General features: G+C 34.1%; 22 protein-coding genes. 13 read left to right on the plus strand and 9 right to left on the minus strand.

All coding sequences use genetic code 11. From position 1 onward, the window contains the following. Positions 1 to 19: 19 nt before the first annotated feature. From D9R05_RS13340 to apaG, 3 genes are read left to right on the plus strand one after another with little or no spacing between them, the layout of a single operon-like run. Entirely contained in the window at positions 20 to 1,267 is a 1,248-nt protein-coding gene (locus D9R05_RS13340; RefSeq protein ID WP_121667726.1) for a type IX secretion system plug protein, read from the plus strand. Positions 1,268 to 1,269: 2 nt separating this feature from the next. Then, the gene (locus D9R05_RS13345; RefSeq protein ID WP_121667727.1) at positions 1,270 to 2,274 is read left to right on the plus strand and encodes a DUF3667 domain-containing protein; all 1,005 of its coding nucleotides are present in this window, start codon (positions 1,270 to 1,272) and stop codon (positions 2,272 to 2,274) included. Position 2,275: 1 nt separating this feature from the next. After that, complete coding sequence (apaG, locus tag D9R05_RS13350; RefSeq protein WP_121667728.1) at positions 2,276 to 2,662, plus strand: Co2+/Mg2+ efflux protein ApaG; 387 nt, start codon at positions 2,276 to 2,278, stop codon at positions 2,660 to 2,662. Positions 2,663 to 2,692: 30 nt separating this feature from the next. On the opposite strand, the gene D9R05_RS13355 is transcribed toward apaG, so the two are convergent. Together D9R05_RS13355 and D9R05_RS13360 are read right to left on the minus strand one after the other, a co-directional pair. After that, the gene (locus D9R05_RS13355; protein WP_121667729.1) at positions 2,693 to 3,571 is read right to left on the minus strand and encodes a carboxypeptidase-like regulatory domain-containing protein; all 879 of its coding nucleotides are present in this window, start codon (positions 3,569 to 3,571) and stop codon (positions 2,693 to 2,695) included. Positions 3,572 to 3,612: 41 nt separating this feature from the next. Next, positions 3,613 to 4,326: an NRDE family protein gene (locus tag D9R05_RS13360; protein ID WP_121667730.1), complete on the minus strand. Its 714-nt coding sequence runs from the start codon at positions 4,324 to 4,326 to the stop codon at positions 3,613 to 3,615. A 139-nt stretch (positions 4,327 to 4,465) separates the two neighbouring features. On the opposite strand from D9R05_RS13360, the gene pruA reads away from it, so the two are divergent. Continuing rightward, complete coding sequence (gene pruA / locus D9R05_RS13365) at positions 4,466 to 6,094, plus strand: L-glutamate gamma-semialdehyde dehydrogenase (RefSeq protein WP_121667731.1); 1,629 nt, start codon at positions 4,466 to 4,468, stop codon at positions 6,092 to 6,094. Positions 6,095 to 6,141: 47 nt separating this feature from the next. Here the strand turns inward: pruA and rsmG are convergent, their stop codons facing one another. Both rsmG and D9R05_RS13375 read right to left on the minus strand, forming a co-directional pair. Beyond that, complete coding sequence (gene rsmG, locus D9R05_RS13370; RefSeq protein ID WP_121667732.1) at positions 6,142 to 6,771, minus strand: 16S rRNA (guanine(527)-N(7))-methyltransferase RsmG; 630 nt, start codon at positions 6,769 to 6,771, stop codon at positions 6,142 to 6,144. Between the two features lie 62 nt (positions 6,772 to 6,833). After that, positions 6,834 to 7,583: a TrkA C-terminal domain-containing protein gene (locus tag D9R05_RS13375; protein WP_121667733.1), complete on the minus strand. Its 750-nt coding sequence runs from the start codon at positions 7,581 to 7,583 to the stop codon at positions 6,834 to 6,836. A 209-nt stretch (positions 7,584 to 7,792) separates the two neighbouring features. Here D9R05_RS13375 and D9R05_RS13380 point away from each other — a divergent pair, with 209 nt between their 5' ends. Both D9R05_RS13380 and D9R05_RS13385 read left to right on the plus strand, forming a co-directional pair. Beyond that, positions 7,793 to 8,893: a fatty acid desaturase family protein gene (locus D9R05_RS13380; RefSeq protein ID WP_121667734.1), complete on the plus strand. Its 1,101-nt coding sequence runs from the start codon at positions 7,793 to 7,795 to the stop codon at positions 8,891 to 8,893. A 20-nt stretch (positions 8,894 to 8,913) separates the two neighbouring features. Further along, a complete protein-coding gene (locus tag D9R05_RS13385; RefSeq protein WP_121667735.1) occupies positions 8,914 to 10,101 on the plus strand; it encodes a pyridoxal phosphate-dependent aminotransferase in 1,188 nt (395 codons plus the stop codon). 72 nt (positions 10,102 to 10,173) lie between these two features. Here D9R05_RS13385 and D9R05_RS13390 read toward each other — a convergent pair whose 3' ends face one another. Further along, positions 10,174 to 10,857, minus strand: coding sequence for a hypothetical protein (locus D9R05_RS13390; protein ID WP_162984991.1), 684 nt, complete (start codon positions 10,855 to 10,857; stop codon positions 10,174 to 10,176). A gap of 152 nt (positions 10,858 to 11,009) precedes the next feature. Here D9R05_RS13390 and D9R05_RS13395 point away from each other — a divergent pair, with 152 nt between their 5' ends. Continuing rightward, positions 11,010 to 12,059: an NAD(P)-dependent alcohol dehydrogenase gene (locus D9R05_RS13395; protein WP_121667737.1), complete on the plus strand. Its 1,050-nt coding sequence runs from the start codon at positions 11,010 to 11,012 to the stop codon at positions 12,057 to 12,059. A gap of 126 nt (positions 12,060 to 12,185) precedes the next feature. Continuing rightward, entirely contained in the window at positions 12,186 to 12,563 is a 378-nt protein-coding gene (locus tag D9R05_RS13400; RefSeq protein ID WP_121667738.1) for a PH domain-containing protein, read from the plus strand. A gap of 180 nt (positions 12,564 to 12,743) precedes the next feature. Here the strand turns inward: D9R05_RS13400 and D9R05_RS13405 are convergent, their stop codons facing one another. Beyond that, positions 12,744 to 14,240: a TrkH family potassium uptake protein gene (locus tag D9R05_RS13405; protein ID WP_121667739.1), complete on the minus strand. Its 1,497-nt coding sequence runs from the start codon at positions 14,238 to 14,240 to the stop codon at positions 12,744 to 12,746. Further along, entirely contained in the window at positions 14,240 to 15,589 is a 1,350-nt protein-coding gene (gene trkA / locus D9R05_RS13410) for a Trk system potassium transporter TrkA (protein WP_121667740.1), read from the minus strand. Before trkA ends, D9R05_RS13405 begins: the two co-directional genes overlap by 1 nt. Before the next feature lie 133 nt (positions 15,590 to 15,722). On the opposite strand from trkA, the gene ubiE reads away from it, so the two are divergent. Together ubiE and porT are read left to right on the plus strand one after the other, a co-directional pair. After that, complete coding sequence (ubiE, locus tag D9R05_RS13415) at positions 15,723 to 16,451, plus strand: bifunctional demethylmenaquinone methyltransferase/2-methoxy-6-polyprenyl-1,4-benzoquinol methylase UbiE (RefSeq protein WP_121667741.1); 729 nt, start codon at positions 15,723 to 15,725, stop codon at positions 16,449 to 16,451. Between the two features lie 4 nt (positions 16,452 to 16,455). Then, positions 16,456 to 17,151 carry a type IX secretion/gliding motility protein PorT/SprT gene (gene porT / locus D9R05_RS13420; RefSeq protein WP_121667742.1) on the plus strand — a complete coding sequence of 232 codons (696 nt, stop codon included), beginning with the start codon at positions 16,456 to 16,458 and terminating at the stop codon, positions 17,149 to 17,151. A gap of 2 nt (positions 17,152 to 17,153) precedes the next feature. On the opposite strand, the gene D9R05_RS13425 is transcribed toward porT, so the two are convergent. Next, positions 17,154 to 17,879: a TrmH family RNA methyltransferase gene (locus tag D9R05_RS13425; RefSeq protein ID WP_121667743.1), complete on the minus strand. Its 726-nt coding sequence runs from the start codon at positions 17,877 to 17,879 to the stop codon at positions 17,154 to 17,156. Positions 17,880 to 17,914: 35 nt separating this feature from the next. Here D9R05_RS13425 and tamL point away from each other — a divergent pair, with 35 nt between their 5' ends. Genes tamL through accD form a run of 3 tightly spaced genes read left to right on the plus strand, consistent with a single transcriptional unit; the run spans position 17,915 to position 22,508 of the window. Continuing rightward, positions 17,915 to 20,485, plus strand: a complete 2,571-nt coding sequence (gene tamL / locus D9R05_RS13430) for a translocation and assembly module lipoprotein TamL (protein WP_121667744.1) — start codon at positions 17,915 to 17,917, stop codon at positions 20,483 to 20,485. Positions 20,486 to 20,532: 47 nt separating this feature from the next. Further along, on the plus strand, positions 20,533 to 21,600 hold the full coding sequence (gene fbaA, locus D9R05_RS13435; RefSeq protein WP_121667745.1) for a class II fructose-bisphosphate aldolase: 1,068 nt from the start codon (positions 20,533 to 20,535) through the stop codon (positions 21,598 to 21,600). A 47-nt stretch (positions 21,601 to 21,647) separates the two neighbouring features. Beyond that, complete coding sequence (accD, locus tag D9R05_RS13440) at positions 21,648 to 22,508, plus strand: acetyl-CoA carboxylase, carboxyltransferase subunit beta (protein ID WP_121667746.1); 861 nt, start codon at positions 21,648 to 21,650, stop codon at positions 22,506 to 22,508. Between the two features lie 381 nt (positions 22,509 to 22,889). On the opposite strand, the gene D9R05_RS13445 is transcribed toward accD, so the two are convergent. Continuing rightward, positions 22,890 to 25,005: T9SS type B sorting domain-containing protein (locus D9R05_RS13445; protein WP_162984992.1), on the minus strand; the 2,116-nt coding region annotated here is incomplete at its 5' end.

Raw genomic sequence — 25,005 nt, forward strand, 5'->3', positions numbered from 1 at the left:
CCCAATTTTCATTTTAATTATGCGATATTTTTTAGCCTTTTCATTATTATTTTGCAGTTACTTTTTGAATGCACAGGTACATGAAACAATGCCACCTGAATATATTAGAACCATTTCCTTTAACGGTGAAACTGAATTTAGCGGTACACCAATTGTAAAATTAGGTGCTCCAATTTCTATAGAATTTGATGATTTAATTGGCGATGAAGCCGATTATTTTTACACTATAGAACATTATGACTTTGATTGGACTCCTTCTAATTTGTCAAAAAACGAATATATGGATGGTTTTGATGATCTTAGAATTTTAAATTATCAGAACTCATTTAATACCCTTCAAATATACTCTCATTATAACTTAACTATTCCCAATAGAAACACAAAGGGCTTAAAAAAGAGTGGTAATTATTTGCTTAGCATCTATAATGAAAATGACGAATTGGTTTTTTCAAGAAAATTTATGATTTATGAAGATATTGCTATTGTTCGCGCTCAAATTAAACGATCTAGAGATTTAGAATTTATAGACACCAAACAAGTGGTAAACTTTACAATAGATGGCAGCGATAGAATAGTTTTTAGAAACCCAGACAAAAATCTAAAAACCTTAATCATCAAAAATAATGACCTCCAAAATTCTATTTACAATCTTAAACCGCAATATTCCTTAGGTAATGAATTTATTTATCGGTACGATCAGCCGGCAGCATTTTGGGGTGGAAATGAATATTTAAGTTTTGACAGCAAAGATGTTCGTTCTGCGACGATGAATATCAGAAATATTCAATTAAAAGATATTTACAACACCTATTTATATACTGACGGAGTTCGTGCTTTTGAACCCTACACCTACAACCCAGACATTAACGGGAATTTTGTGGTAAGAACCTTACAAGGGCAAAATCCTACTATTGAAGCTGAATACACTTGGGTTCATTTTGCATTGCAAAATTACCAAGAACTCAATGGCGGAAAACTTCACCTCTATGGAAATTTCAACAACTTTACCTTAGACGAATCTACAGAACTCACCTATAATACAGAAACTGAATTGTATGAAACCAAGCGATTATTTAAACAAGGTTTTTATAATTACAAATACGTTTTGGTAAACAAAGACGGGACAATAGACGAAGGTTTTATTAGCGGTAATTTTGATGAAACAGAAAATGTTTATACTATCTTAGTCTACTATAGAGATATTGGGGCTCGCTATGATAGAATTATTGGTGTAGGAAGCGCCAGCAGCAGAAATATTAGCAATTAAAAATGAAAGAATCTTCTCGCTTTGCAAAAAAATACAGAAGTACTGTTTGCTTAAATTGCAATACACCTTTAGAGCGCGAAGACAGATATTGCCATTATTGCGGACAATTAAACTCTACAAAACAATTAAGTTTTACTGATTTTTTTAAGGAGTTTTTTGGAAGTTTATTTTCTTATGATTCTAGAATTTACCGAACGTTGAACACGCTCATTTTTAAACCCGGAAAAATTTCTCTAGAATATATTAATGGAAAACGCACCAAATACGCCAATCCGTTTAGGTTTTATTTAAGCGTTTCCATTATCTTTTTTTTACTTTACGGTCTTTCTACAGAACTCACTTTAAGCGATGAAGATAAAGCAGGAATCATTAAAATCGGGAAAGAAAATGATACCGAGGAAAGAGATTATTCTGATATAAAGTTACTTTCAGAAAAAGAATTAGACTCCTTAACATTTGCTGAAAAATCTGTAGCTAAAGTCAAAATTTACTTAGCTTATGATGAAACACATTCGGCAAAATCTATTTCAGAATCCCTAAAAAATCTTCAACACGAAAGAAGTCTTTATAATAAATGGCTGTACAAACGCGCCATTGCCATTGAGAAGATTACAGATAACCCCTATAATTTCAGTAAATATGCAATGAGCAAACTACCGTTTATCATCTTCTTCTTTATACCTGTTTTCACCTTAATTTTATGGCTTACTTTTGGTAGATGTTATTACACGTATATGGAACATCTGGTTTTTGCTTTCCATTCGCAAACCATGTTGTTTTTCCTTATGATCTTTAGTGTAATTTTTAATATGATACACACTTCTTCCATCATAACTATTTTATTTCTTTTAGGTTACGGAATTTATCTATTTCAAGCTTTAAGAAAATACTATGGACAATCAATAATAAAAACCTTTATCAAATTTGTGTTTTTAAATGTTATATTTATTATCTTAGCTTTCACAACAACAGGACTTGCTGTATTAGCATCCTTTGCAGTATATTAAAATGATTCAACAAGTAACACGAGGTATAAAGATTTCTGTAAACACTAGTTTTCAAGGCACTTTCTTGAAGAACTACAAGATTCATTTTGCCTTTGGTTACCAAATTACCATTGAAAACCAAAGTAACGATTCTGTACAGCTAAATTCTAGGTTCTGGAAGATTAAAGATGCTTTAAATAACAATGAAGTAATTAAAGGCGAAGGTGTTATTGGCAAAAAACCGGTTTTAAAACCCGGCGACTCGCACACGTATAGCAGCGGTTGTTTACTTACTTCTCCTTTTGGTTCTATGAGCGGTCATTATAATATGATTAATTTTACCTCCACCAGAAAATTTAGAGTGGCTATCCCTAGCTTTAAATTAAGCGCTCCTTTTGCGTTGAATTAGTATTCTCTTGTTTAAAACAAGAACACTTTTTTATTCATTTATTTCTACGAGCTCAAGATCAAATTGTAAATACATTCCTGATTCTATAGGAAGATCATCCAAATTTCTAAATAATTCCTTATCTTTTTTATACGGAACTTTAATAAACATTTCAGTATCGTAAAAATCATTCTTTTTAGTAGTCATTGCTACATTTCTAATTGTATTTTCTTCTAACCTTTCATCTACTTCATTAAAAAAACCAATACACTCAACACCAAATGCAATATTTTCCTGCATAAGCACATATTTATCTACATCAACCACAATCTCTTTTTTATCGAAAAAATCAACTTTAAACGGCTCACTATTATAAATTTTAATGAATCTTCCTTTATCTTGCTCATAAATATTAAATCGATATAAAAAATAGTGTCCTTCGTTCTCATCTCTTAAATGTCGAAAACCTCTTTTTTTCTTAAAATAAAATGAAACTTTATTCAATAAAGTTTTATTAATTTTTTCATTAGGATTCACCACGCATACAAGTTCAGTCAAAGAAGGACCACCAAAACCATTACCCCCCTTATCTGTACCTTCTATTTCTACGGTTTTAGTTTCTCCTTTTAACTCTACAGCAGAAAGACTTTCAACTTTAGATTCTAAAAAAATAGTGTCTAATTTTTCTATATTATTCACCACGTCTTTTTTGACTTGGAAACCGAGCATTTCAATTGATATGGTGTCTGTTTCTTTAAAGTCTTGAGTTAATTTCACTTTTCCATCAGCATCTGAATAAACACCGGTATTTGTGGTGTAAACCGAGACAAAAGGCAAAGGCGCTTTTGTTTCTTTATCAAGAAGTATAAAATCTTGGGAGAAACTGAGTTGAGAAATTGTAAAAATCAATAATAAGGATAAATATTTCATAAATAATTTTTGAGCGAGGATTTAAATATATAATTCGTTATTTAAAATTCAACCCGAGTCTCCTTATTATCAATTAAATCTTTATATCGCATTCCGGTTTTTTCATTTGAATATACAAACTGAGTGATACTTGTAGTTTTCAGCAAGCCGCGGTCTATAATAAAACCCACATTTTTATTTTCATTTCTTGTTTGATGAAAATCCCACATTTTTTCCGGTTGCTCTGCTGTAATATTTTCTTTTTCTAAAAATTCTCTAAACCAGTTTTCTCTAGTTTTTTTCATCTCATCAGTATAGGTCATAGAAGCCGACCAAATATGTGGCACATTATCAAGCTTATTAAAATACACTTTTGTTTCATCCCAAATAAGTTCATATAACTCTAAGCCAACTTTCCAAACTACAATAATCATGGTAAAAGGTTCGATTCCCTCAAAATTATATTGCTCAGCTTTATTTAACACATCACTGGTAAGCAAAAAATCTTTCACTACTACACCTCTACTTTTCTTATAAGATTCTTTGCGTTCATGTGCATTAAAGGCACCATTCATCAAACAAACCAATCTATCTTGTCCGCTTGCTCCAATCCAAGTTCCACCAGCTCTATCATCTTTAGGATACAACAAGCGCACTCCATTTTCTTCTACCAGTTTCGGCGGAAGCGTTTTTCTATTAGAAGCTTCATCACGATTAGAGGTAATAATAAAGCTTTTTTCTTCGGTTAAAATTGGAATAAACGTAATGGTACACATGAGTTTTTTAAGGGTTTTATAACATTAAAAACAACTTAACACAATTTAATAAAACCTTACAGAATTACGAAAGCACAGTTGCTTTATTTTCTCTATATTTACTCGAAATTAATTAAAAACTAAAAAAAAAGATAAAATTATGGGGAAAGGATTTTTTCACGTCCCGCCAGCGGTAAACGAGCCAATTAAAAGTTACGCGCCGGGAACTCCAGAAAGAGAAGAAGTACTACTAACGTATAAAGATTTATATAATCAAAAAGCAGATGTGCCGATGTATATAGGTTCTGAAGAAGTCAGAACTAAAAATACAGCTACTATGCACCCGCCGCATGATCATCAACATAATTTAGGTGTTTATCATTTAGCTGAAAAAAAACATATCGAAAAAGCAATTGATGAAGCTTTAGAAGCTCGTAAGAAATGGGCGAAACTCGAATGGGAACAGCGTGCTGCCGTATTTTTAAAAGCAGCCGATTTAATTTCTGGTCCTTACCGATATAAATTGAATGCAGCTACTATGATCGGGCAATCAAAAAATATTTTTCAAGCTGAAATTGATTCTGCTTGCGAGATTGCCGACTTTTTACGTTTTAACGTAGAATACATGTCTGAAATTTATGACGACCAGCCCGAATCTGACGAAACTGCTTGGAATCGTGTAGAACACCGTCCGTTAGAAGGATTTGTTTATGCTATAACACCTTTTAATTTTACAGCAATTGCAGGGAATTTACCAACAGCACCAGCTTTAATGGGAAATGTAGCAATCTGGAAACCGAGTGATAGCCAAGTTTTTTCTGCTCAAATTTTAATGGATGTATTTAAAGAAGCAGGTGTGCCTGATGGGGTAATTAATATGGTTATGGGCGATCCTGAAATGATTACCGATACTGTTTTAGCAAGTCCAGATTTTTCTGGAATTCACTACACAGGAAGTACAGAAATCTTTAAAGACATTTGGGCTAAAATTGGAAATAATATTCATAATTACAAAACTTACCCAAGAATTGTAGGAGAAACCGGGGGAAAAGATTTTATAATTGCTCACCCATCATCAAACACGAAAGAAGTTTCTACCGCAATTTCTAGAGGAGCTTTTGAATTTCAAGGGCAAAAATGTAGTGCTGCCTCACGTATTTATCTACCAAAAAGTTTATGGCCTGAAATTAGAGAACAATTAGAAGAAGATATTGCATCTTTTAAAATGGGTTCTCCTGAAGATATGAGCAATTTTATAAATGCTGTAATTCATGAGCGTTCTTTTGACAAGCTTGCGAAATATATAGATCAAGCTAAAAAAGATAAAAAAGCTGAAGTAATTATCGGTGGAAATTACGATAAATCTAAAGGTTATTTTGTAGAACCAACTGTGATTTTAACTACAGACCCACATTATACAACTATGGAAACCGAATTATTTGGACCGGTTGTTACTATTTATGTTTATGACGATAATAAATGGGAAGAAACCTTAGAAACTGTTGATAATACAAGTCAATATGCATTGACCGGGGCTGTATTCTCTAAAGATCGTTATGCGGCTGCACAAGCAACAGATATTTTACAAAATGCTGCCGGTAATTTTTATATCAATGATAAATGTACCGGAGCTGTTGTAGGTAGACAACCATTTGGTGGTGCTAGAAATAGTGGTACCAATGATAAAGCCGGTTCTAAATTGAACTTACAGCGTTGGGTCTCTCAACGATTAATCAAGGAAACTTTTGTTCCTGCAACCGACTACAGATATCCTTTTATGGGAGAATAATCTGTAATGATATTGTAAAAAAAGCCTCAATTTCTTGAGGCTTTTTTTTATCCTTTAAATTTCATCGGGAGATGAACTACTTTTTTGGTGTCAAAAAATTCAGAATCAAAATAATCTGATAATTCGTAAATTTTTGCGGTTTGGTATTTGGCTAGTTCTTCGGTAAGATCGCCACCTTTTAAATAAAGAATTCCGTTTTTTAATTCGTGTTCACTTTTTTTCTTCACTTTGCCTTTTACCCAACGTACAAAAGTTTCCATTTGTGCTACTGCTCTACTCACAATAAAATCATATTGCTCATCAATTTCTTCTACCCGACAATTAGAAGTTTTTACATTCTCTAATGCTAAACCTTCTTTTACCTCATTAACCACTTTTATTTTTTTACCGATACTATCTACTAAATGAAATTGTGTTTCAGGAAAAAGAATGGCTAAAGGAATTCCGGGAAATCCGCCTCCGGTACCAACATCCATGACACTACTTCCCGGTTTAAAAACTTGTATTTTTGCAATTCCTAGAGAATGCAATACGTGACGTAGATAAATTTCATCAATATCTTTACGGGAAACCACATTTATTTTCAGGTTCCAATCTTTATAAAGTCCGGCAAGAGCTTCAAACTGACTTTTTTGGTGTTCGGTTAATTCTGGAAAATGTTGAAGTATTTCTTTCAAAATGAAAATTTTTCAGCAAAAATAAGGCAATGAAATTAATAAAAAGCCTAAATAAAAAATATTCAATCTTTTTGTTTTACCAATTCTTTTTGACGTTTTATTATTTCTTGGTGACTCATTTCTCCTCTAAAATTACGTTCACGCTCGTCTAAGTTTTTAAATACTTCATCACGACCATACATGGTAATTATATCGTTAATTCTTATTTTTGTTTTTCCATTTGGTGATCCTATATATTCTTCACCTTCCCGTTCAATCCCCAATAAATTTATACCTTCTTTTCTCAATTCTAATTCTTCTAATGTTTTATTTGCTAACCAACTATCTTTACGCACCTTTAGTTCAGAAATCTGATATTCCCCAGAAAGATGTAGAATAGCAGCATAATCTTTTACATCAATATCGGTATATTTCGTTAATGCTTTATCTATGATTTTGGCTAACCATTTATTTACGACATCACTTTGTATGGCCCACCACAAGGCAGTTAAAGCAACTACAATAAAAATAACACTATATAAAAGTGAATTATTATCATTAGGAATTAAAAAAGTTAACATTAATGAAGAAATAGTTGTTACAATTCCGGCATTACCAACTAGCATTAAAATGTAAATAACCTTTCGCCTTACGGGATGATTAATAACTTTTTCTGATTCTTGTGTGGTAAAGCCGGTACCTGTGTATACAGATCGTGCCTGAAATTTTGCAGCTTCAGTAGATAAGCCGGTATGCATAAGTGCTATAGCCGCAACTTTTGTTATTAAAGCTGAAATGGTAATAATGACAAAAAGAGAGATTGCTGCAATCATACTTGATAACAATTTAATGCTGAAAAATTCGTTTACAACGGTAAAATAAACTTTACTTTTTTGAAATTGATATGAATGTAAACTTTTTTTGAATTATTTCGTATATTAAGAAATGAAAAAAATCAATTTACTTCAGTAAGTTTTACAATATTATACTAAAATAAGCTTATTAATTTTTAAATTTGGAGTTTTACCTCATCATCAAATAAATGAAACAGCATAGCGTTAGATTTTCTCGAGTAGATTCAGCAAAATTTTTTAGAACTTTAAATAGGCGTGTAAACACGTATTTTAAAGAAAATGAACTTCGTAAAACCGGAAATTGGAAATTACATTTGAAAACTATAATTATGTTTTCGCTTTTTCTAAGTCCGTATTTTATTATTTTAACGCTCCCTATTTCCCAATGGTGGATGCTTTTATTAACCATTGTTATGGGCATTGGCATGGCTGGTGTGGGCATGAATGTGATGCACGATGGAAATCACGGTTCCTACTCTTCAAAAAAATGGGTTAATAAAATTATGGGCGGCAGTATGTACATTTTAGCCGGAAATGTTTATAACTGGCAAGTACAACATAATGTATTACACCACACTTACACTAATATACATGGGCATGATGAAGATTTAGAAGCCGGGCGTGTAATTCGTTTTAGCGAACATTCTAAGTGGAGAAGCTTTCATAAATTTCAACATTATTACTCTATTTTTCTCTATGGATTATTAACCTTCAATTGGGTAATAACCACAGACTTTAAACAAACTAGACGTTATTTAAAAAAGAAATTGGCTTACGGAAAAATGCCTAGTCCAGTTAAACAATGGAGCACTTTAGCGGTAACAAAAGGTTTATACATTTCAATATGGATTATCATTCCAATGTTGATTTTAAGCATTGCGTGGTGGAAAATTTTATTAGGCTTTTTTATTATGCATTACACCGCCGGACTTATTTTGAGTATTGTTTTTCAATTAGCACACGTGGTTAAAGAAACCGAAATGCCCTTACCTGATGAAAAAGGCTCTATGAAAAATACTTGGGCAATTCACCAATTATTTACTACGGTAAATTTTTCAACAAAAAACAGAGTGGTTAATTGGTTTACAGGAGGCTTAAATCACCAAGTAGAACATCATATTTTCCCCAACATTAGTCACATTCATTACAGTAAAATTTCTAAAATTGTTAGAGAAACAGCTAACGAATTTAATTTACCCTATCATGAATATAAGACAACCCGTGCAGCAATAATAGCCCATTTTGAGCATTTAAAAGAAATGGGAGCAAAACCTGCAATTTCAATTTAAAAAACTAACAAATCAACTCCATGCAATCATTTTTATCAGATAGAATAAACAAATTACAGACTTCCGCTACGCTTGCCATGGCAGCTAAAGCAAGAGAGTTAAAAGCTGAAGGTAAAGATATTATAAGTTTAAGTTTAGGAGAACCAGATTTTAACACACCAGATTTTATAAAAGAAGCGGCCATTCAGGCGATTAATGATAATTATAATTCTTACACCCCGGTTGACGGGTATGCAGAATTGAAAGAAGCTATTATCGAAAAGTTTCAACGAGATAATTCATTAACCTACAATGCTTCCCAAATTGTAGTATCTACCGGTGCAAAACAATCGCTTGCTAATGTTGCCTTAGTTTGTTTAAATCCTGGAGACGAAGTTATTTTACCTTGCCCATATTGGGTAAGTTACCGAGATATTGTAAAAATTGCTGAAGGTACTCCTGTAGAAGTAAGAACTTCTATAGAGAACGATTTTAAAATGACACCAGAACAACTAGAAGCAGCTATAACTCCAAAAACCAAAATGATTTGGTTTAGCTCTCCCTGCAATCCTAGTGGTTCTTCCTATAGCGAAGAAGAGTTAAGAGCCTTAGCCGATGTTTTAAAAAAACACCCTAACATTATTGTTGTTAGCGATGAAATTTATGAGCACATAAATTTTGTTGGAAAACATGTTTCTATGGCTCAATTTGATGATATGTACGATCGTACAGTTACGGTAAATGGAGTTTCTAAAGCCTTTGCTATGACAGGTTGGCGAATTGGTTACATTGGTGCTCCTACTGAAATTGCTAGGGCTTGCACAAAAATGCAAGGCCAAATAACCAGTGGTGCTAATTGCATTGCACAACGCGCCGTAATTACAGCACTGAAAGCTCCGGTAAGTAAAATTCAATTTATGATTGATAAATTTAAAGAACGTAGATCTTTAATTTTAGATCTCTTAAATAATGTAGAAGGTTTTCAGTGCAACCAACCGGAAGGTGCTTTCTATGTTTTTCCAAATGTTTCAGCCTTTTTCGGAAAAACATATAACGGAAAAAGAGTAGAAAATGCAACCGATCTTTCTATGTATTTATTAGAAAAAGCTAATGTTGCCACCGTAACCGGAGAAGCTTTCGGTAACCCGGATTGTTTACGTTTATCTTACGCAGCAAGTGAAGAAAATATAAAAGAAGCTGTTAAACGGATTAAAAAAGCTTTAGCTTAAAAATACCGTTTATCATTTATCTAAAAAACCTTCAGATTTATTACTGAAGGTTTTTTTACTAGATAATGCTACTTACTTTCTAAGGGTTGCAACAGCGGCTTTTTTTATTCCGTTAGGATCATTTTGCACTGTATTTCCTGCAATAATTAGATTTCCATTATCCACTGAATAAGAATACACATAATTATCAGGGAAATTTCCCGCACTAATTGGTGAAGTTGCCGTACGTGAATAAAATTGAGCATCTACTACTTGTTTTGTTTTAACATTGTACACTAAACTCACATTTTGCGGTAAAGACTCTATTGATGGATGCAAAATAGGTTGTATTTCCATGATAACTTCATCCTTTGTTTTCCAAGCCAAACCAAATACAACATAGGCAATATCACGATCATCATATTTTAAACCTGTACCATCTTTTATTAATTGAGTAAGATCGTCATTATCCAAAACCTTAAGCTGCTTGTTTTGCAATAGATTATAAATTCTAACTTCAGCATCGGTTTTATGACCATCAAAATCATCCCGATCTAAGAGTCCAATTACGCCATACGCGCAATTAGGGCTAATAGTCATTGATTCTAACGACCAACCCGCAATACGAGTAACTTTTTGAGTATTGGTAACTCGTTTTGGTGGTTTTTCACTAATAATTAATCGATGAATATCATCATTTGCCTCTACAAGTGCAAAGCTTGTTGGCTTACAACTCATAAGTGATAAAACACTAAGCCACAATATAACTTTTTTCATAATTTCTAATTTTTTTGGTTGATTATTCTACTAAGGTATGAATATCAGCAACATAAAGCAATTATAAGAACTCACGTTAAAAAAATTCTAAAGTCAATTTTTTCTCCTTCAATAAGTAAAATTTGCCGTATACTACAGTAAAATAAATAACTATGAAAACTGTAAATGCATACGCTGCAAAAGACAGCAAAGCAGATTTAAAACCTTTTGAAATTAAACGCCGAGATATTTTAGCAGATGACGTACAAATAGAGATTGATTATTGCGGCGTTTGCCATAGCGATATTCACCAAGTAGAAAATGACTGGAAAAATTCTAATTACCCCGTAGTACCAGGACATGAAATTGTAGGTCGCGTAACTAAAGTTGGCGATAACGTAAAAAACTTTAAAAAAGACGATTTAGTTGCCGTAGGTTGTATGGTAGATTCTTGTCAAGAATGTGATTCTTGTAAGGAAAATCTTGAGCAATTTTGCGAAAAAGGTGCAACACTCACTTATAATTCTAAAGACAAACATTTAGGCGGACATACATTTGGAGGATATTCCGAAAAAATTGTAGTTGACAAAGAATTTGTATTATCTGTTCCTGAAAACTTAGACACCAAAGCAACCGCACCATTACTTTGTGCCGGAATTACAACTTGGTCACCACTACGTCATTGGAACGTAAAAAAAGGAGATAAAGTTGGCGTTGTTGGGCTTGGCGGTTTAGGTCATATGGGCGTAAAGTTTGCTGCAGCTCTAGGCGCAAAAGTTGTCATGATAACCACATCGCCAGATAAAAAAGAAGATGCAAAAAAACTAGGCGCCCACGATGTGCTCATTTCTAAAGATAAAGAGCAGATGAAAGAACATGCCAATTCTTTTGACTTTTTATTAAATACTGTCCCTGTTAAACACGACCTGAATCCATATATACAATTGCTTAAACGCGACAAAACTATGGTTTTGGTTGGCGCCATAGAGCCCTTAGAAGAAATGCATGGCGGTCTTTTAATTTCAAAACGTAAAAGTGTAGCCGGATCGGTTATTGGCGGAATTAAAGAAACGCAAGAAATGTTAGATTTTTGCGGCAAACATAATATTACTTCAGATATCGAACTTATCGACATGCAAGACATCAATAACGCTTTTGAACGCGTAAAAAAATCTGATGTAAAATATCGTTTTGTGATTGATATGAAAAGCTTAAAAAATTAAACTCATTTGGGCGCGACCCCAAAAAAGGGGTCGGGCTTTCACTACTCGCTTTTTTCTATTCCTTTAAACAGGAATCTCAAAAGAGCTCAAACAAACGTTCAATCCCTCGCGCAAAAAAATAAGAAAATGGGACTATTTTCAGGACTATTAGGCAATGCTGCCAACATCGAAAAAGATGAACTTCTAACTAAATATGGTAAACTCTTTACCGATTCTGAACAAGTTGAAGTTGGTTTTAAATTAATTAGAGATACATTTATTTTTACCAACAAACGACTTATCATTATAGATGTACAAGGATTAACCGGAAAAAAAGTATCATATTTTTCTGTAAACTATAAAAGCATTACGCGTTTTAGCATAGAAACCGCAGGAAGTTTTGATCTAGATGCCGAATTAAAAATCTGGATTTCGGGAGAGCAAAACCCTAGTATCGCTAAAAAATTTAATAAAAAAGTAGACATTTACGAAGTACAGAAGATTCTAGCAGAATATACTTTATGATTTTAATGAAAGAATTAACCAAAAAATGGAATATTTATAGAGTTACCTGTGTACTTTTGCTAATTTCAAATAAATATGTTCCAAACGAAGAAACGTTTATTAAAGCTACAATTCTTATAGTGGCTTTAATCTTTTAGCAATTGGGATTCACAAAATTCACAAGAAGAGGAATAATTAAAGCTATCTATTACGCCAGAAAAAAGGAGTTAATAAAATTAATACGGTAAATAATTCTAATCGCCCGATTAGCATTAAAAAAGCGCACCACCATTTTCCGGGTGCAGGAAGCGCATCAAAATTATTCACCGGACTTAAAGCACCAAATGCAGGACCAATATTCCCTAAAGATGATGCTGCTCCACCAATTGCAGTTTTAAAATCTAAGCCCATAGAAGCGAGTACCACCGCACCAATAATAAAGGCTAGCATATATAAAACAAAGAAACCTAGAATATTAAAAACTATACTTTCTTTAATCATTTTTCCGTTAAAACGAACGGGTAAAATAGCATTGGGGTGCAAAGCGCGTTTAAACTCAGTAATCCCGTTTCTAATCATAATAATATGACGAACTACTTTTACTCCACCCGCTGTAGAACCCGCAGAACCTCCTAGAAAAAACATTCCAAAAAAGAAAATAGTTAAAAATGGGGTCCACATGGTAAAATCTGCCGAAACAAAACCAGTTGTAGTAATCACCGATAAAACCTGAAAAAGTGCGTGCCTAAAAGCACTTTCAGCTTCACCTAAAACCATAGGGTGCTTTATAGAACTTAAACCTATATCAGCTTCAAAATAAATCAGTAAGGAAGCGATAAGGGTAAACGAGGCTATAAAAATAAAATACCACTTAAATTCTTCGTCTTGTAATACGCGCTGAATTTTTCCTTTAAAACTAAAATAGCTCATTACAAAATTCATTCCCGCTAAAAACATAAAGAGAATTAAAATATATTGTATCAACGGCTGATCATTCCAATAAGCGATACTTGCATTTTTTGTTGAAAAACCACCGGTAGAAAGTGTACTTAATGCGTGATTTACTGCATCAAAAAAGCTCATTCCCGCTACTTTCAATAAAATGGTTTCAGCAACCGTGTAGCCCACATAAATAAACCAAAGACGTTTTGCTGTGTCGGCAATTCTGGGTTTTAACTTATCGGCACTTGGACCGGGAGCTTCTGCTGCAAAAAGCTGCATTCCGCCAATTCCTAAGAGTGGCAAAATAGCAACTGCCAATACAATAATTCCCATTCCGCCGATCCAGTGTGTTAAACTACGCCATAACAAAATACCTTCAGGAATTACTTCAATATCATTTAGAATAGTTGCTCCGGTTGTGGTATAACCGGACATTGTTTCAAAAAATGCATCAGTTACATCGGGGATTGCTTCAGAAAATAAATAAGGTAACATTCCGCTTAGCGCCATGGAAATCCAGCCTAATGTTACTATTATATAGCCTTCGCGCTGTTTCATCAATTTTTGATGGTTTCGCGTAATAAACATCAGCAAAACTCCGGTAAACATTGTGGTTAATGAAGCTGCAGTAATTTGCATGGTTACGCCATCTGCATAATACCAACTTACCAGGGCTGCAATAAGCATAAAGCCTCCATTACAAAGTAATAGCAAGCCCATGATATGAATAATGATACGGAAGTTAAGTTTTGGCATTATAAAAATAGTTTTTCAACCTTTCTAATAGAACGTGGTAAACAACAAACCACTACTCTATCGCCTGGCTTGATCAAGAAGTCACCTAAAGCAATATTCCCTTCACCTTCCCTAATAACACCGCCAATAATAGCAGAACGCGGTAAATCTATTTGTACAATTTTTTTATTGGCAACTTTAGAAGATTTATTGACAATAAATTCTAAAAGCTCAGCATTCATACTGTTTAGCTTTGTCATTGCCACAACTTCTCCTTTTCGCACAAATCTAAAAATTGTGTTTGCAGCCAAAAGTTTTTTATTGATAAGTGTATTTATTCCGATTGAATGACTCAGCTGAAAATAATCCATATTTTCTACTAAAGAAATTGTTTTGGGTACACTTTTAGATTTTGCAACCAAACAAGAAATAATATTAGTTTCAGAATTTCCGGTCAGCGCAATAAAGGCATCCATATCATGGATATTTTCTTCTTCCATTAACTCTACATTTCTTCCATCGCCATTAATCACTAAAACTTTTGGAAGCTCATCTGCCAGATCGTAGGCTTTATCGCGCTCGGTTTCAATCAGTTTTACGTTAAATTTTGCTTTACTTAAATCTTTAGCGGTTCGTCGCCCTATTTTGCTTCCACCAAGAATCATTACATTTTTAATTTCCTGCTTTACTTTTCCGGTAAGTTTATATAATTCATCTACGCCATCTTCGGTAGTTACAAAATAAACTTGATCACCTTCTTTAAACTGGGTATCTCCACGTGGAATCAAAGTATATTGCGTCCCATACCGTTGAATAGCGATAGGTACGAAATGTAATTCTGGAAAAATTTCGGCTGCTTCTTGTACTGTTTTTCTAACAAAAGAGGCGTTTCTGGAAAGTTTAAAACCTACCATTGTTAAAGCGCCATCATCAAACTGAAAAGTATCATTAAAAGCAGATTGATTTAGTAAAAGTTCAATCTCTTTTGCAGCCAAAGCCTCGGGAGAAATTAATTCATCTATACCAAATTTTTTAAATCCGATTTCACTTTTATGCTCTAAAAATTCTGTGTTAGAAATACGGGCAATCGTACGTTTTGCACCCAATTGTTTTGCCAAAACGCAAACGGTAATGTTGGTGGTTTCGCTTGAAGTTACACTAACAACAAGATCTGAACCGTTTATTTGTGCATCATTCAGTACTTTTATAGAAGTAGCGTCTCCTTTTATAGTTTGAATATCTAAATGCGTATCGGCATACTCTAGATTTTTTTTATTACTATCTATTAGAGTAATATCTTGAGATTCAAAAGACAATAATTTTGCCAAGTGAAAACCAACTTCTCCAGCGCCCGCTATAATAATCTTCATAGTAAAGATGAAATTTTCTACCGCAACAAAGATAGGGTATTTTAATAGAATTAGGTAAGTAACTAAAAAGCAATTTTTTAGCGCTAAGCTTAGAATCTAAGCTATAAAATGTATCTTTGCCAAAAATTTTGTAATGGCGAAAAAGGTAATTCCTTACAAAGACTCTAAACTGACAAAAAAGAAGCAGGTTGAGCAAATGTTTGATAAGATTTCTGAAAATTATGACGGATTAAATCGTGTGATTTCATTTGGAATTGACACCTCTTGGCGAAAGAAAGTTATAAATCTGGTTTGCGATACGCATCCAAAAAATGCATTAGATATTGCTACTGGAACCGGAGATTTAGCCATTAGTTTAGCTGAAGCCGGTATTAAAGAAGTTGTGGGCTTAGATCTTTCTCAAGGCATGCTGAATATTGGGAAAGAAAAAATTGCGAAAAAAAATCTTACCAAAAAAATTGAAATGGTACAGGGCGATTCTGAAGCTTTACCTTTTGGCGATAATACTTTTGATGCCATTACTGTAGCTTTTGGCGTTCGAAATTTTGAAAACCTGGAAAAAGGTTTAGCCGAAATTCGACGTGTATTAAAACCTACCGGAATTTTTGTTGTGTTAGAAACTTCTGTACCTACCAAGGTGCCTTATAAACAAGGATATACTATTTATTCAAAATTAATTCTTCCTATTATCGGAAAACTCTTTTCAAAAGATAAAGTAGCCTATAAATATTTAAGCGATAGTGCCGCCGTTTTTCCTTATGGAAAAAAGTTCAACAATATTTTAGAAAAAGTTGGGTTTACTAGTATAGAAGATAAGCCACAAACGCTTGGCGTAGCAACAATTTATACGGCATCAAAATAAGTGTATGAAGAAAGTATTTTTTATTTTAAGTTTTTTTATAACGCTGCAAGGTATTCAAGCACAAGGGTTTTTTAGAGATGGATCAAAAATTAAAAACTTAGACAACTTTGATAAACAACGTTGGTCTTGGGGATATTTTTTAGGATTTAACTCTTATGATTTTAAATTTGATTATAAAGAAGAAGCTCGAGATATTCTTGTTGAAAAAAGCATAGGTTTTAATGTGGGTCTAATCGGAAATTTGCGAATTAACGATTATATTGATTTACGTCTAGAACCGGGAGTTATGTTTGCTAACAGAAACTTAACCTTCCCCGAAATTCCTGATGATAATTTTAGAGAAGTAAAATCTACTTATGTCCACATTCCGTTATTGGTGAAATTTTCTACCAAACGACTCAATAATTTCAAACCTTTTGTGGTTGGCGGCGTTTCGACTTCAATCAATTTATCCAGTAACGAGGATAACCCTGATGATAACAGTGTTGGAGAATTTAGAATGAATAGCACCACGTACTACTACGAAGTAGGTTTTGGAGTTGATTTTTACTTGTTCTTTTTTAAATTCACTCCATCCATTCGAGGGATTTTCGCTATAAATGATGAATTAAAAAGAGATGTAGACCCAAATAGCCCTTATACCGGAAATATTGATAAAATGGCAACAAGAGGTGTGTTTATCAACTTTACTTTTCAATAATTTTATAAACTACGTTTAAATTCGCTTAGTAAAATTGCGCTAGCAGTGGCTACATTTAAACTTTCGGTTTTTAGGTTTTCTCCAAACTGAGGAATGCTAATTTTTTCGGTGGTAAAAGCTTCAACTTGTGTTGAAATTCCGTTAGCCTCATTTCCCATCACCAAAATTCCTTTAGGAGTGTAATTCTTTTTATAGATAGAATTACCGTCCATAAAAGTTCCGTAAACAGGAAGTTTTGTTTGGCGTAAATATTCAGGCAAATCGGTATATAAAATTTTTACGCGCGTTATAGAACCCATAGAAGCTTGCACTACTTTAGGATTGTAACAATCTACCGTATCGGTAGAGCAAATTAAATGAGAAACTCCAAACCAGTCACAAAGTCTAATTATGGTTCCTAAATTTCCCGGATCACGCACTCCATCTAGTGCTATAGAAAAAGAAGGCTCTTGTTTAACTTCGTATTGTGGAATTTTAAATAAAGCCAAAGCAGTCTGTGGCGTGCTCAGTTTAGATATTTTCTTCAATTCTGCCGATGAAATAATTTCTGATTTATTTTTTTCGGTAAAAAAAATATCTGCTTCAGCAAAAAGAACTTCCAATTCAAAATTAGAATTTAAAAGTTCTTTAATTACTTTTATTCCTTCAGCAACAAAAAGCCCATATTTATTTCGGTACTTTTTTTGTGATAAGCTGTTTATTAACTTTATTTGGCTTTTGCTAATCATAAAATGATGTATTTTTGACCTGTAAATTTTCCTATTTGAGATCAGTTGCTACAAAAATATCATTAATTCTTTTAGTAGGAATTATACTAGGCTGTAATGCGGTAAAAAGAGTTGATGAGAATGAACATTTACTGACCGAAAATAGCATATATCAAGACGGCGAAAAAATATCAACCAAAGAAATTTACGGACAACTTTCTCAGAGACCAAATATAGAATTGCCATTAATTGGTGTGCCATTGCGCTTGCATATTTATAATACAGCAAAACCAGAACCCGATTCTTCCTTTTACAATTGGCTCTATAAAAAACCAAAACGAGAAGAACGACTCATTAAATTTTTATCGAAAAAACAAGTAGAACGTTTAGGAAACAGCTACGTAAATTTTAATGAGTTTTTAAAAGAAACCGGAGAAGCACCCGTTATTTTAAATGAAAATAAAGCTGAAAATTCTGCTAATCAATTACGCGCTTGGTATTGGAATCACGGTTGGTTTAATGCCGAAACAGATTTTGAAATCACTAAAAGTAAAAATAAGCGTGCCAGTATAGATTATTATGTAAAAACACACCAAGCCTACATTCTAGATTCTATTGAAAATAGAATTGTAACCCCGGTTGCTGATTCTATTTATCAAAACCATAAAGATGAAAGCCTTATTATTTCTGGCGAGCAATTTAATACACAAAAGTTTGAAGCTGAACGCGAACGCATAACACGACTATTTAGAAACAACGGACTTTTTCATTTTGAACAAGATTATGTTTCTTTTGATGCCGATACTATTAATACCAATCATAAAGCCAATATAGATTTAGTTGTTGCCAATCGAGAAGTTCAAAAAGAAGACACTACTTATCGAGTTCCTTACAAAATTCATAAAATAAGTGAAGTCAATATTTTTCTTGATTATGAATATGCTAAACGCGGTTCTCCTATTACAGATTCTGCACAAGTAGAAACTTACAATGTCTACAGTTTTGACGAAATGGAGTTTAAACCCGAAGCTATTACCGATGCTGTTTTTATCAAGAAAGGAGAAGTTTATAGAGATTTAGATCGATCGTTAACCTATAAACGAATGAATGAATTACGGATTTTTAAATATCCGAATATTCAATATATGCCTGACCCGAGAGATACAACCGGAACAAAATTAATCAGCAATATTTTTTTAACACCCAAACCAAAATTTGGTGTTGATTTTAATTTTGATGTTTCTCAGAGTAATATTCAAGATTTCGGAATTGGTTTTGGTGGTTCGCTTTTAATACGAAATGTTTTTGGAGGTGCCGAAATTTTTGAAGTCGCCGGAAGAACAAGTATTGGTTCTTCTAAAGATGCCGCAGATAGCGAAGATCGTTTTTTTAATATCTCTGAAGTTGGTGCCGATGTAAAACTCACCTTTCCTAAAATTGCATTTTTATTTAATACTGAAGGAATTATCCCAAAATCTATGTCGCCTTTTACCACTTTAAGCGTTGGGGTAAGTACGCAAAACAACATCGGTCTAGACAAACAAAATGTTACCGGAAAATATTTCTATCGCTGGTATCCTTCAGAAGAGCTAACACACCGCTTTGAATTGCTAGATTTACAATATGTAAGAAACCTAAACACCGGAAATTATTTTAATGTTTACCGAAATTCCTATAATCGATTAAATGAAATTGCACAGAATAATATAGATCAAGTAAATCCAGATTATTTTGAACCTATTGACCCTTCAGATAACAATCCGCCAGATTTGATAATTCCCGATGGAACAAGCGGTTTTATTAATGATATCAACAATAATGCTATAAGTTTAAATAGTGATGAAGAACAAGAAGCCAGCAATATTATAGAACGTCAAGACCGATTAACAGAAGACAATTTAATTATCGGATCCAACTTCAATTTCATCAAAAATACACGTGAAAATATTTATGATGAAGAGTTTACACAATTTAGAGTAAAGTTAGAAGCCGTAGGTAACACACTTTCTTTATTAGCCCCCGTTTTAAATTTAAAAGAAAACGATAACAATACGTATGATTTATTCGGTGTTCAATTTTCACAATACGTAAAAACAGAAATAGACTTTATAAAACATTGGAATTTAGGACAGAAAAATATTCTTGCCATTAGAGCTTTAGGAGGAATCGCTATTCCCTACGGTAACTCTAACAGCATTCCCTTTGCTCGTAGTTTTTTTGCCGGTGGCGCTAATGATAACAGGGGTTGGCAAGCATATGATTTAGGCCCGGGAAGTACCGGGGGAGTTAATGAGTTTAACGAAGCCAACATGAAATTAACTTTTAATACTGAGTACCGCTTTAATTTGTTTGGCGCATTAAACAGTGCGGTATTTGTAGATGTAGGAAATATTTGGAATATTTGGGACAGCGTAGAAGATGAAAAAGCAGTTTTTTCGTCACTTTCAGACATAAAAGAACTTTCTGTCAGTTCCGGTTTCGGGTTTCGATACGATCTCGATTTTTTCGTAATTCGTTTAGATATAGGATTTAAGACCTATAATCCTGCAGCTTCGGATCAACAATGGTTTAGAGATTATAATTTTGGAAACGCTGTTTATAATGTTGGTATTAATTATCCGTTCTAAGCAGTTTTATTTTATTAATTTTGTAACGTTAAATTTAAATCAATAGCATGAGTCACAATATAAAACCCGGTGTAGCAACCGGAAAAGAAGTTCAAGAAATTTTTAATCACGCCAAAGAAAATAACTATGCCTTACCCGCTGTAAATGTAGTTGGCTCAGATAGCATAAATGCTGTTATGGAAACTGCAGCAGAATTAAATTCGCCTGTTATTATTCAATTTTCAAACGGAGGCGCTGGTTTTAATGCAGGAAAAGGCTTAGATAATACAAACCAGAAAGCAGCAATTTTAGGAGGTGTTGCCGGAGCAAAACATATTCACACCCTAGCTGAAGCGTATGGTGCTACCGTAATTTTGCATACTGATCATTGCGCGAAAAAATTACTTCCTTGGATTGACGGTTTATTAACTGAAGGAGAAAAGTTTTTCAAGGAAACCGGAAAACCACTTTACAGCTCACACATGATTGATTTAAGTGAAGAACCACTTGAGGAAAACATTGAAATCTGTAAAGAGTATTTAGCTCGAATGAGCAAAATGGGAATGACCCTGGAAATTGAATTAGGCATTACCGGAGGTGAGGAAGATGGTGTTGATAATACAGATGTAGATTCTTCTAAACTTTACACTCAGCCAGAAGAAGTTGCTTATGCTTATGAAGAATTGAGCAAAGTAAGCGATCAATTTACCATTGCCGCTGCTTTTGGAAATGTTCACGGGGTTTACAAACCTGGAAATGTAAAGTTAACACCAAAAATCTTAAAGAATTCTCAAGAATATATTACTAAGAAATATGGCGTAGAACATAATCATATCGACTTTGTTTTTCACGGTGGAAGCGGTTCTACCGTAGAAGAAATCAGAGAAGCAATTGGATATGGCGTGATAAAAATGAATATTGATACTGATTTACAATATGCATTTTTAGAAGGTGTTCGTGATTATATGAAAGAATACGAAGGCTATTTAAAAACACAAATAGGAAATCCTGAAGGAGAAGATTTACCAAACAAAAAATATTACGACCCAAGAAAATGGTTACGAGAAGGTGAGAAAACGTTTAAAGCTAGATTAAAGAAAGCTTTTGAAGATCTTAACAACGTAAACACTTTATAATTTCTCGTATTTACTTATCAATTAGTATTTATTAAACACCACACATTATGGCTGCTTGGTTTAAAAGAACAAAAAAAGGAATACAGACTGCAACAGAAGATAAAAAAGATGTACCAAAAGGTTTATGGTATAAATCACCAACAGGAAAAATTGTTGATGCAGAGCAATTAGAAAAAAACTTCTACGTAAGTCCGGAAGATGGTTACCACGTAAGAATTGGTAGTCACGAATACTTCAGTATTTTATTTGACGATAATAAATATAAAGAACTTGATAAAAATTTATCAGCAAAAGATCCGCTAAAGTTTGAAGATAAAAAGAAGTATCCTGAACGCTTAAAAGAAGCGCAAGACAAAACAAACTTAAAAGACGCTATTAGAACTGCCGTAGGTAAGTCTAAAGGTAAAGAATTGGTTATCGCCTGTATGGATTTTCGTTTTATTGGAGGTTCTATGGGCTCTGTCGTAGGAGAAAAAATTGCAAGGGCAGCAGATTACTCGCTAAAGAAAAAAGTTCCTTTTATGATTATTTCTAAATCTGGAGGTGCAAGAATGATGGAAGCCGTTTATTCGCTTATGCAAATGGCTAAAACTTCAGTAAAATTAGCGCAATTAAGTGATGCCGGAATTCCTTACATTTCACTTTGTACAGATCCTACAACAGGTGGAACCACCGCATCATTTGCGATGCTCGGTGATATCAATATTTCTGAACCAGGTGCTTTAATCGGTTTTGCGGGTCCGCGTGTAGTTCGTGACACTACCGGAAAAGAATTACCGGACGGCTTTCAAACGGCAGAGTTTTTAAAAGAACACGGATTCTTAGATTTTATAACACCAAGAAAGGAACTGAAAAATAAAGTAAACCTTTATTTAGACCTTATTCAAAATCAAGAGGTTCGAGTTTAAAAATTTAATTCTCTAAATCGACAAACTACAATTTCAATCCCTCATCAGTAAATAAAACTTACTTTTTCGTTAAAAAACACGCAGTTCAACATAATTATTTATAACTTTGTCGATAAGTTGTTTTAAAAAACAGGTTATAAGATAATTATAGCTTTTAAAGCATGATTGTTAACTGTTATATTTTAGACCGTATAATGTAGCGCAATCATATTACTTTTTTCATGCAAGAACCCAAGTTAGCTAATAACTTGGGTTTGTTTTTTCTATTTTTAAATAAATCCTTAAAATTAAACTATTCAAAATATACTTTACTTAATTGAAGAGTACAAGTACAATACCAAATAATCCCTTGACCTTGTAGTAAAGCTGATAATTCTTCTTTTATCTTTTTAGTGTAAAGTTTGCTTTAAATTCTCTTGGTTGTTGACTACCATCGGGTAAGCTTTCCGAGTATTCTACTCTGAACCAGTAATCATTCGATGGCATCGGCTTACCATTATAGGTTCCATCCCATCCTTCGCCTACAGGACTGATCTGTTTGATCAATTTCCCGTAGCGATCAAAGATATACACCTTCGCTTGTGGCTGGTCTTGCAATCCGATGATGTTCCACGTATCATTATACCCGTCTTGGTTAGGAGTAAAGAACTTTGGGTAATCGATAAAAGAGATCACCTTCACCGTAGTTCCACATCCATTAATATCTCTTCCATATACCAAGTGTTCGCCTGGCTCCACATCCGTAAAAGTCAAGGTGCCGTCTGCTGCAGCTGCCTGCCAAGGTCCGTTATCTAATCTAAACTCATAATCTCCTTCACCGCTGATATTACTCACCAAGATCGCATGATCTTCTTCAAACGATAGTGTTAGCGGACTCACCTCAAACTCTGGTGGATTGCCGGCAGTGATCGTTGCACTACTGCTCGTACTACAGACAATACTACCATCTTGATCACTTACCGTCACCTCATAAGTTCCGGCTTGATCTGCGCTTATACTTGCACCATCTTCATTTAAAGTTACCCCGTCTAAGGTCCATACAAAGCTATAATCAGATTCATTTAAACCGGTATCTATTATAATAGGATCATAATTACCGCCTTCTACAGGAGTTTGTGGATTACTGTCTTCACAAATATATAAACCGTCATAATCGCTAATATCTACCAATGGACGGTCATTCACACTGATGGTGATCTCCGCTACACTTGGCGATTCACATAACGTTGTAGTGTTGATCGTCTCTACAATCACCGTCTGTGGATTACTTACAGTAGTATAAAAACTAGGCTCTTGAATAGCTTCTCCGTTTTCATAGGCGGTTTGATCTGCATAATAAACCACGGCTGTGCCTTGAGGACTGCCTGGGTTTACTTGATCGTTATACTGCGTTAAATCAATACTTACACTGTCTCCGCCAGGCTCATCTGAACAGAACTCTTCTGCTATGGGTTGATCTACAATCGATGGACGCTCCTCTACTGTAATCTCTACTACTCCAATGGCATCAGTGTTAAAACAACCGGTATTAGTATACTCCACGCGAATATAATAAAGCGTTCCATTAGTAGCTAGCTCTCCATTTTGTAAAGGATCTACTCCATCCTCTGCATCTTCTTCAAACGCATAGTAAGTTACCGTATAATTATCAATATTCTGATCTTGATCGGTGGCCGGATCCAATAATGGAATAATCGTTGAAGGATCACCATCTACAGGATCATAAAGGTTTTCGGTAATGTCATCAAAATTAACCGCTGCCTCGCCGCTGCTACCATCTTCACATAGGGTATACCCGAAATTAGGATCGCCGGCAGGATTCAGCACTGGGGCTCCAATAACTTGCAACTCAAAAGGAACAATCACATAGCAGAAGTTACCATTGATACCACTATCGACACGAGCATAAATAACCTGTACGCTTAATCCTTCTTCATTTTGCTCATTAAAACTAGGCTCATTTATATAATTCGATGGATCTGCTATAAACTCAGCTGCAGTTTCATCGCCCTCTTCCGCTGCAAATTCTGTCTTATAATAACTGATCTCCACATTCTCTCCTCCAGCAATCAATTGACCGCTCTGGATTAGATTAAAAGGATCTACAGCAACCCCATCATTATCATCATCACAGCCTTGAAGACGTAATGCTTCTAAATCAGTCTCACTTGGACTTGGCAGTGGTAATACTTCTATGGTTAGACTGATTACATTACTACAGTTGTTTTCGGTAAGACTATTGGTTACTTCTACATAAACCGTTTGAGGGTTGGCTATGTTTTGATAAGCGGTCGGATCTGTTATAGGCTGATCTGCCTCTAAATCTGCTTGACTTGCATAATAGGTAAATACATAGCTATTAGGGGCTGGATCTTGATCGGCGATCTCTCCCTCTTTTACTGTTAAATCAAACTCCATTTGTGCAAAAGGATCGTTATCATAATCTTGTGCACAAAGCTGTAAAGGGGCTGGCTGAACAAGCACAGGAGTCTGCTCT

The organism is Mesonia aquimarina (assembly GCF_003667275.1).
In the GTDB taxonomy this organism is placed as follows: Bacteria; Bacteroidota; Bacteroidia; order Flavobacteriales; family Flavobacteriaceae; genus Mesonia; species Mesonia aquimarina.

Excerpts from the sequence above, each read along its gene's own strand:
- D9R05_RS13400 (WP_121667738.1), top strand. The coding sequence starts at position 12,186 with ATGGGACTATTTTCAGGACTATTAGGCAATGCTGCCAACATCGAAAAA.
- D9R05_RS13385 (WP_121667735.1), top strand. The coding sequence starts at position 8,914 with ATGCAATCATTTTTATCAGATAGAATAAACAAATTACAGACTTCCGCT.
- D9R05_RS13405 (WP_121667739.1), bottom strand. The coding sequence starts at position 14,240 with ATGCCAAAACTTAACTTCCGTATCATTATTCATATCATGGGCTTGCTA.
- porT (WP_121667742.1), top strand. The coding sequence starts at position 16,456 with ATGAAGAAAGTATTTTTTATTTTAAGTTTTTTTATAACGCTGCAAGGT.
- fbaA (WP_121667745.1), top strand. The coding sequence starts at position 20,533 with ATGAGTCACAATATAAAACCCGGTGTAGCAACCGGAAAAGAAGTTCAA.
- ubiE (WP_121667741.1), top strand. The coding sequence starts at position 15,723 with ATGGCGAAAAAGGTAATTCCTTACAAAGACTCTAAACTGACAAAAAAG.
- D9R05_RS13340 (WP_121667726.1), top strand. The coding sequence starts at position 20 with ATGCGATATTTTTTAGCCTTTTCATTATTATTTTGCAGTTACTTTTTG.
- D9R05_RS13355 (WP_121667729.1), bottom strand. The coding sequence starts at position 3,571 with ATGAAATATTTATCCTTATTATTGATTTTTACAATTTCTCAACTCAGT.
- D9R05_RS13425 (WP_121667743.1), bottom strand. The coding sequence starts at position 17,879 with ATGATTAGCAAAAGCCAAATAAAGTTAATAAACAGCTTATCACAAAAA.
- accD (WP_121667746.1), top strand. The coding sequence starts at position 21,648 with ATGGCTGCTTGGTTTAAAAGAACAAAAAAAGGAATACAGACTGCAACA.
- D9R05_RS13360 (WP_121667730.1), bottom strand. The coding sequence starts at position 4,326 with ATGTGTACCATTACGTTTATTCCAATTTTAACCGAAGAAAAAAGCTTT.
- D9R05_RS13380 (WP_121667734.1), top strand. The coding sequence starts at position 7,793 with ATGAAACAGCATAGCGTTAGATTTTCTCGAGTAGATTCAGCAAAATTT.
- D9R05_RS13390 (WP_162984991.1), bottom strand. The coding sequence starts at position 10,857 with ATGAAAAAAGTTATATTGTGGCTTAGTGTTTTATCACTTATGAGTTGT.
- D9R05_RS13345 (WP_121667727.1), top strand. The coding sequence starts at position 1,270 with ATGAAAGAATCTTCTCGCTTTGCAAAAAAATACAGAAGTACTGTTTGC.
- pruA (WP_121667731.1), top strand. The coding sequence starts at position 4,466 with ATGGGGAAAGGATTTTTTCACGTCCCGCCAGCGGTAAACGAGCCAATT.
- D9R05_RS13375 (WP_121667733.1), bottom strand. The coding sequence starts at position 7,583 with ATGATTGCAGCAATCTCTCTTTTTGTCATTATTACCATTTCAGCTTTA.
- trkA (WP_121667740.1), bottom strand. The coding sequence starts at position 15,589 with ATGAAGATTATTATAGCGGGCGCTGGAGAAGTTGGTTTTCACTTGGCA.
- D9R05_RS13395 (WP_121667737.1), top strand. The coding sequence starts at position 11,010 with ATGAAAACTGTAAATGCATACGCTGCAAAAGACAGCAAAGCAGATTTA.
- apaG (WP_121667728.1), top strand. The coding sequence starts at position 2,276 with ATGATTCAACAAGTAACACGAGGTATAAAGATTTCTGTAAACACTAGT.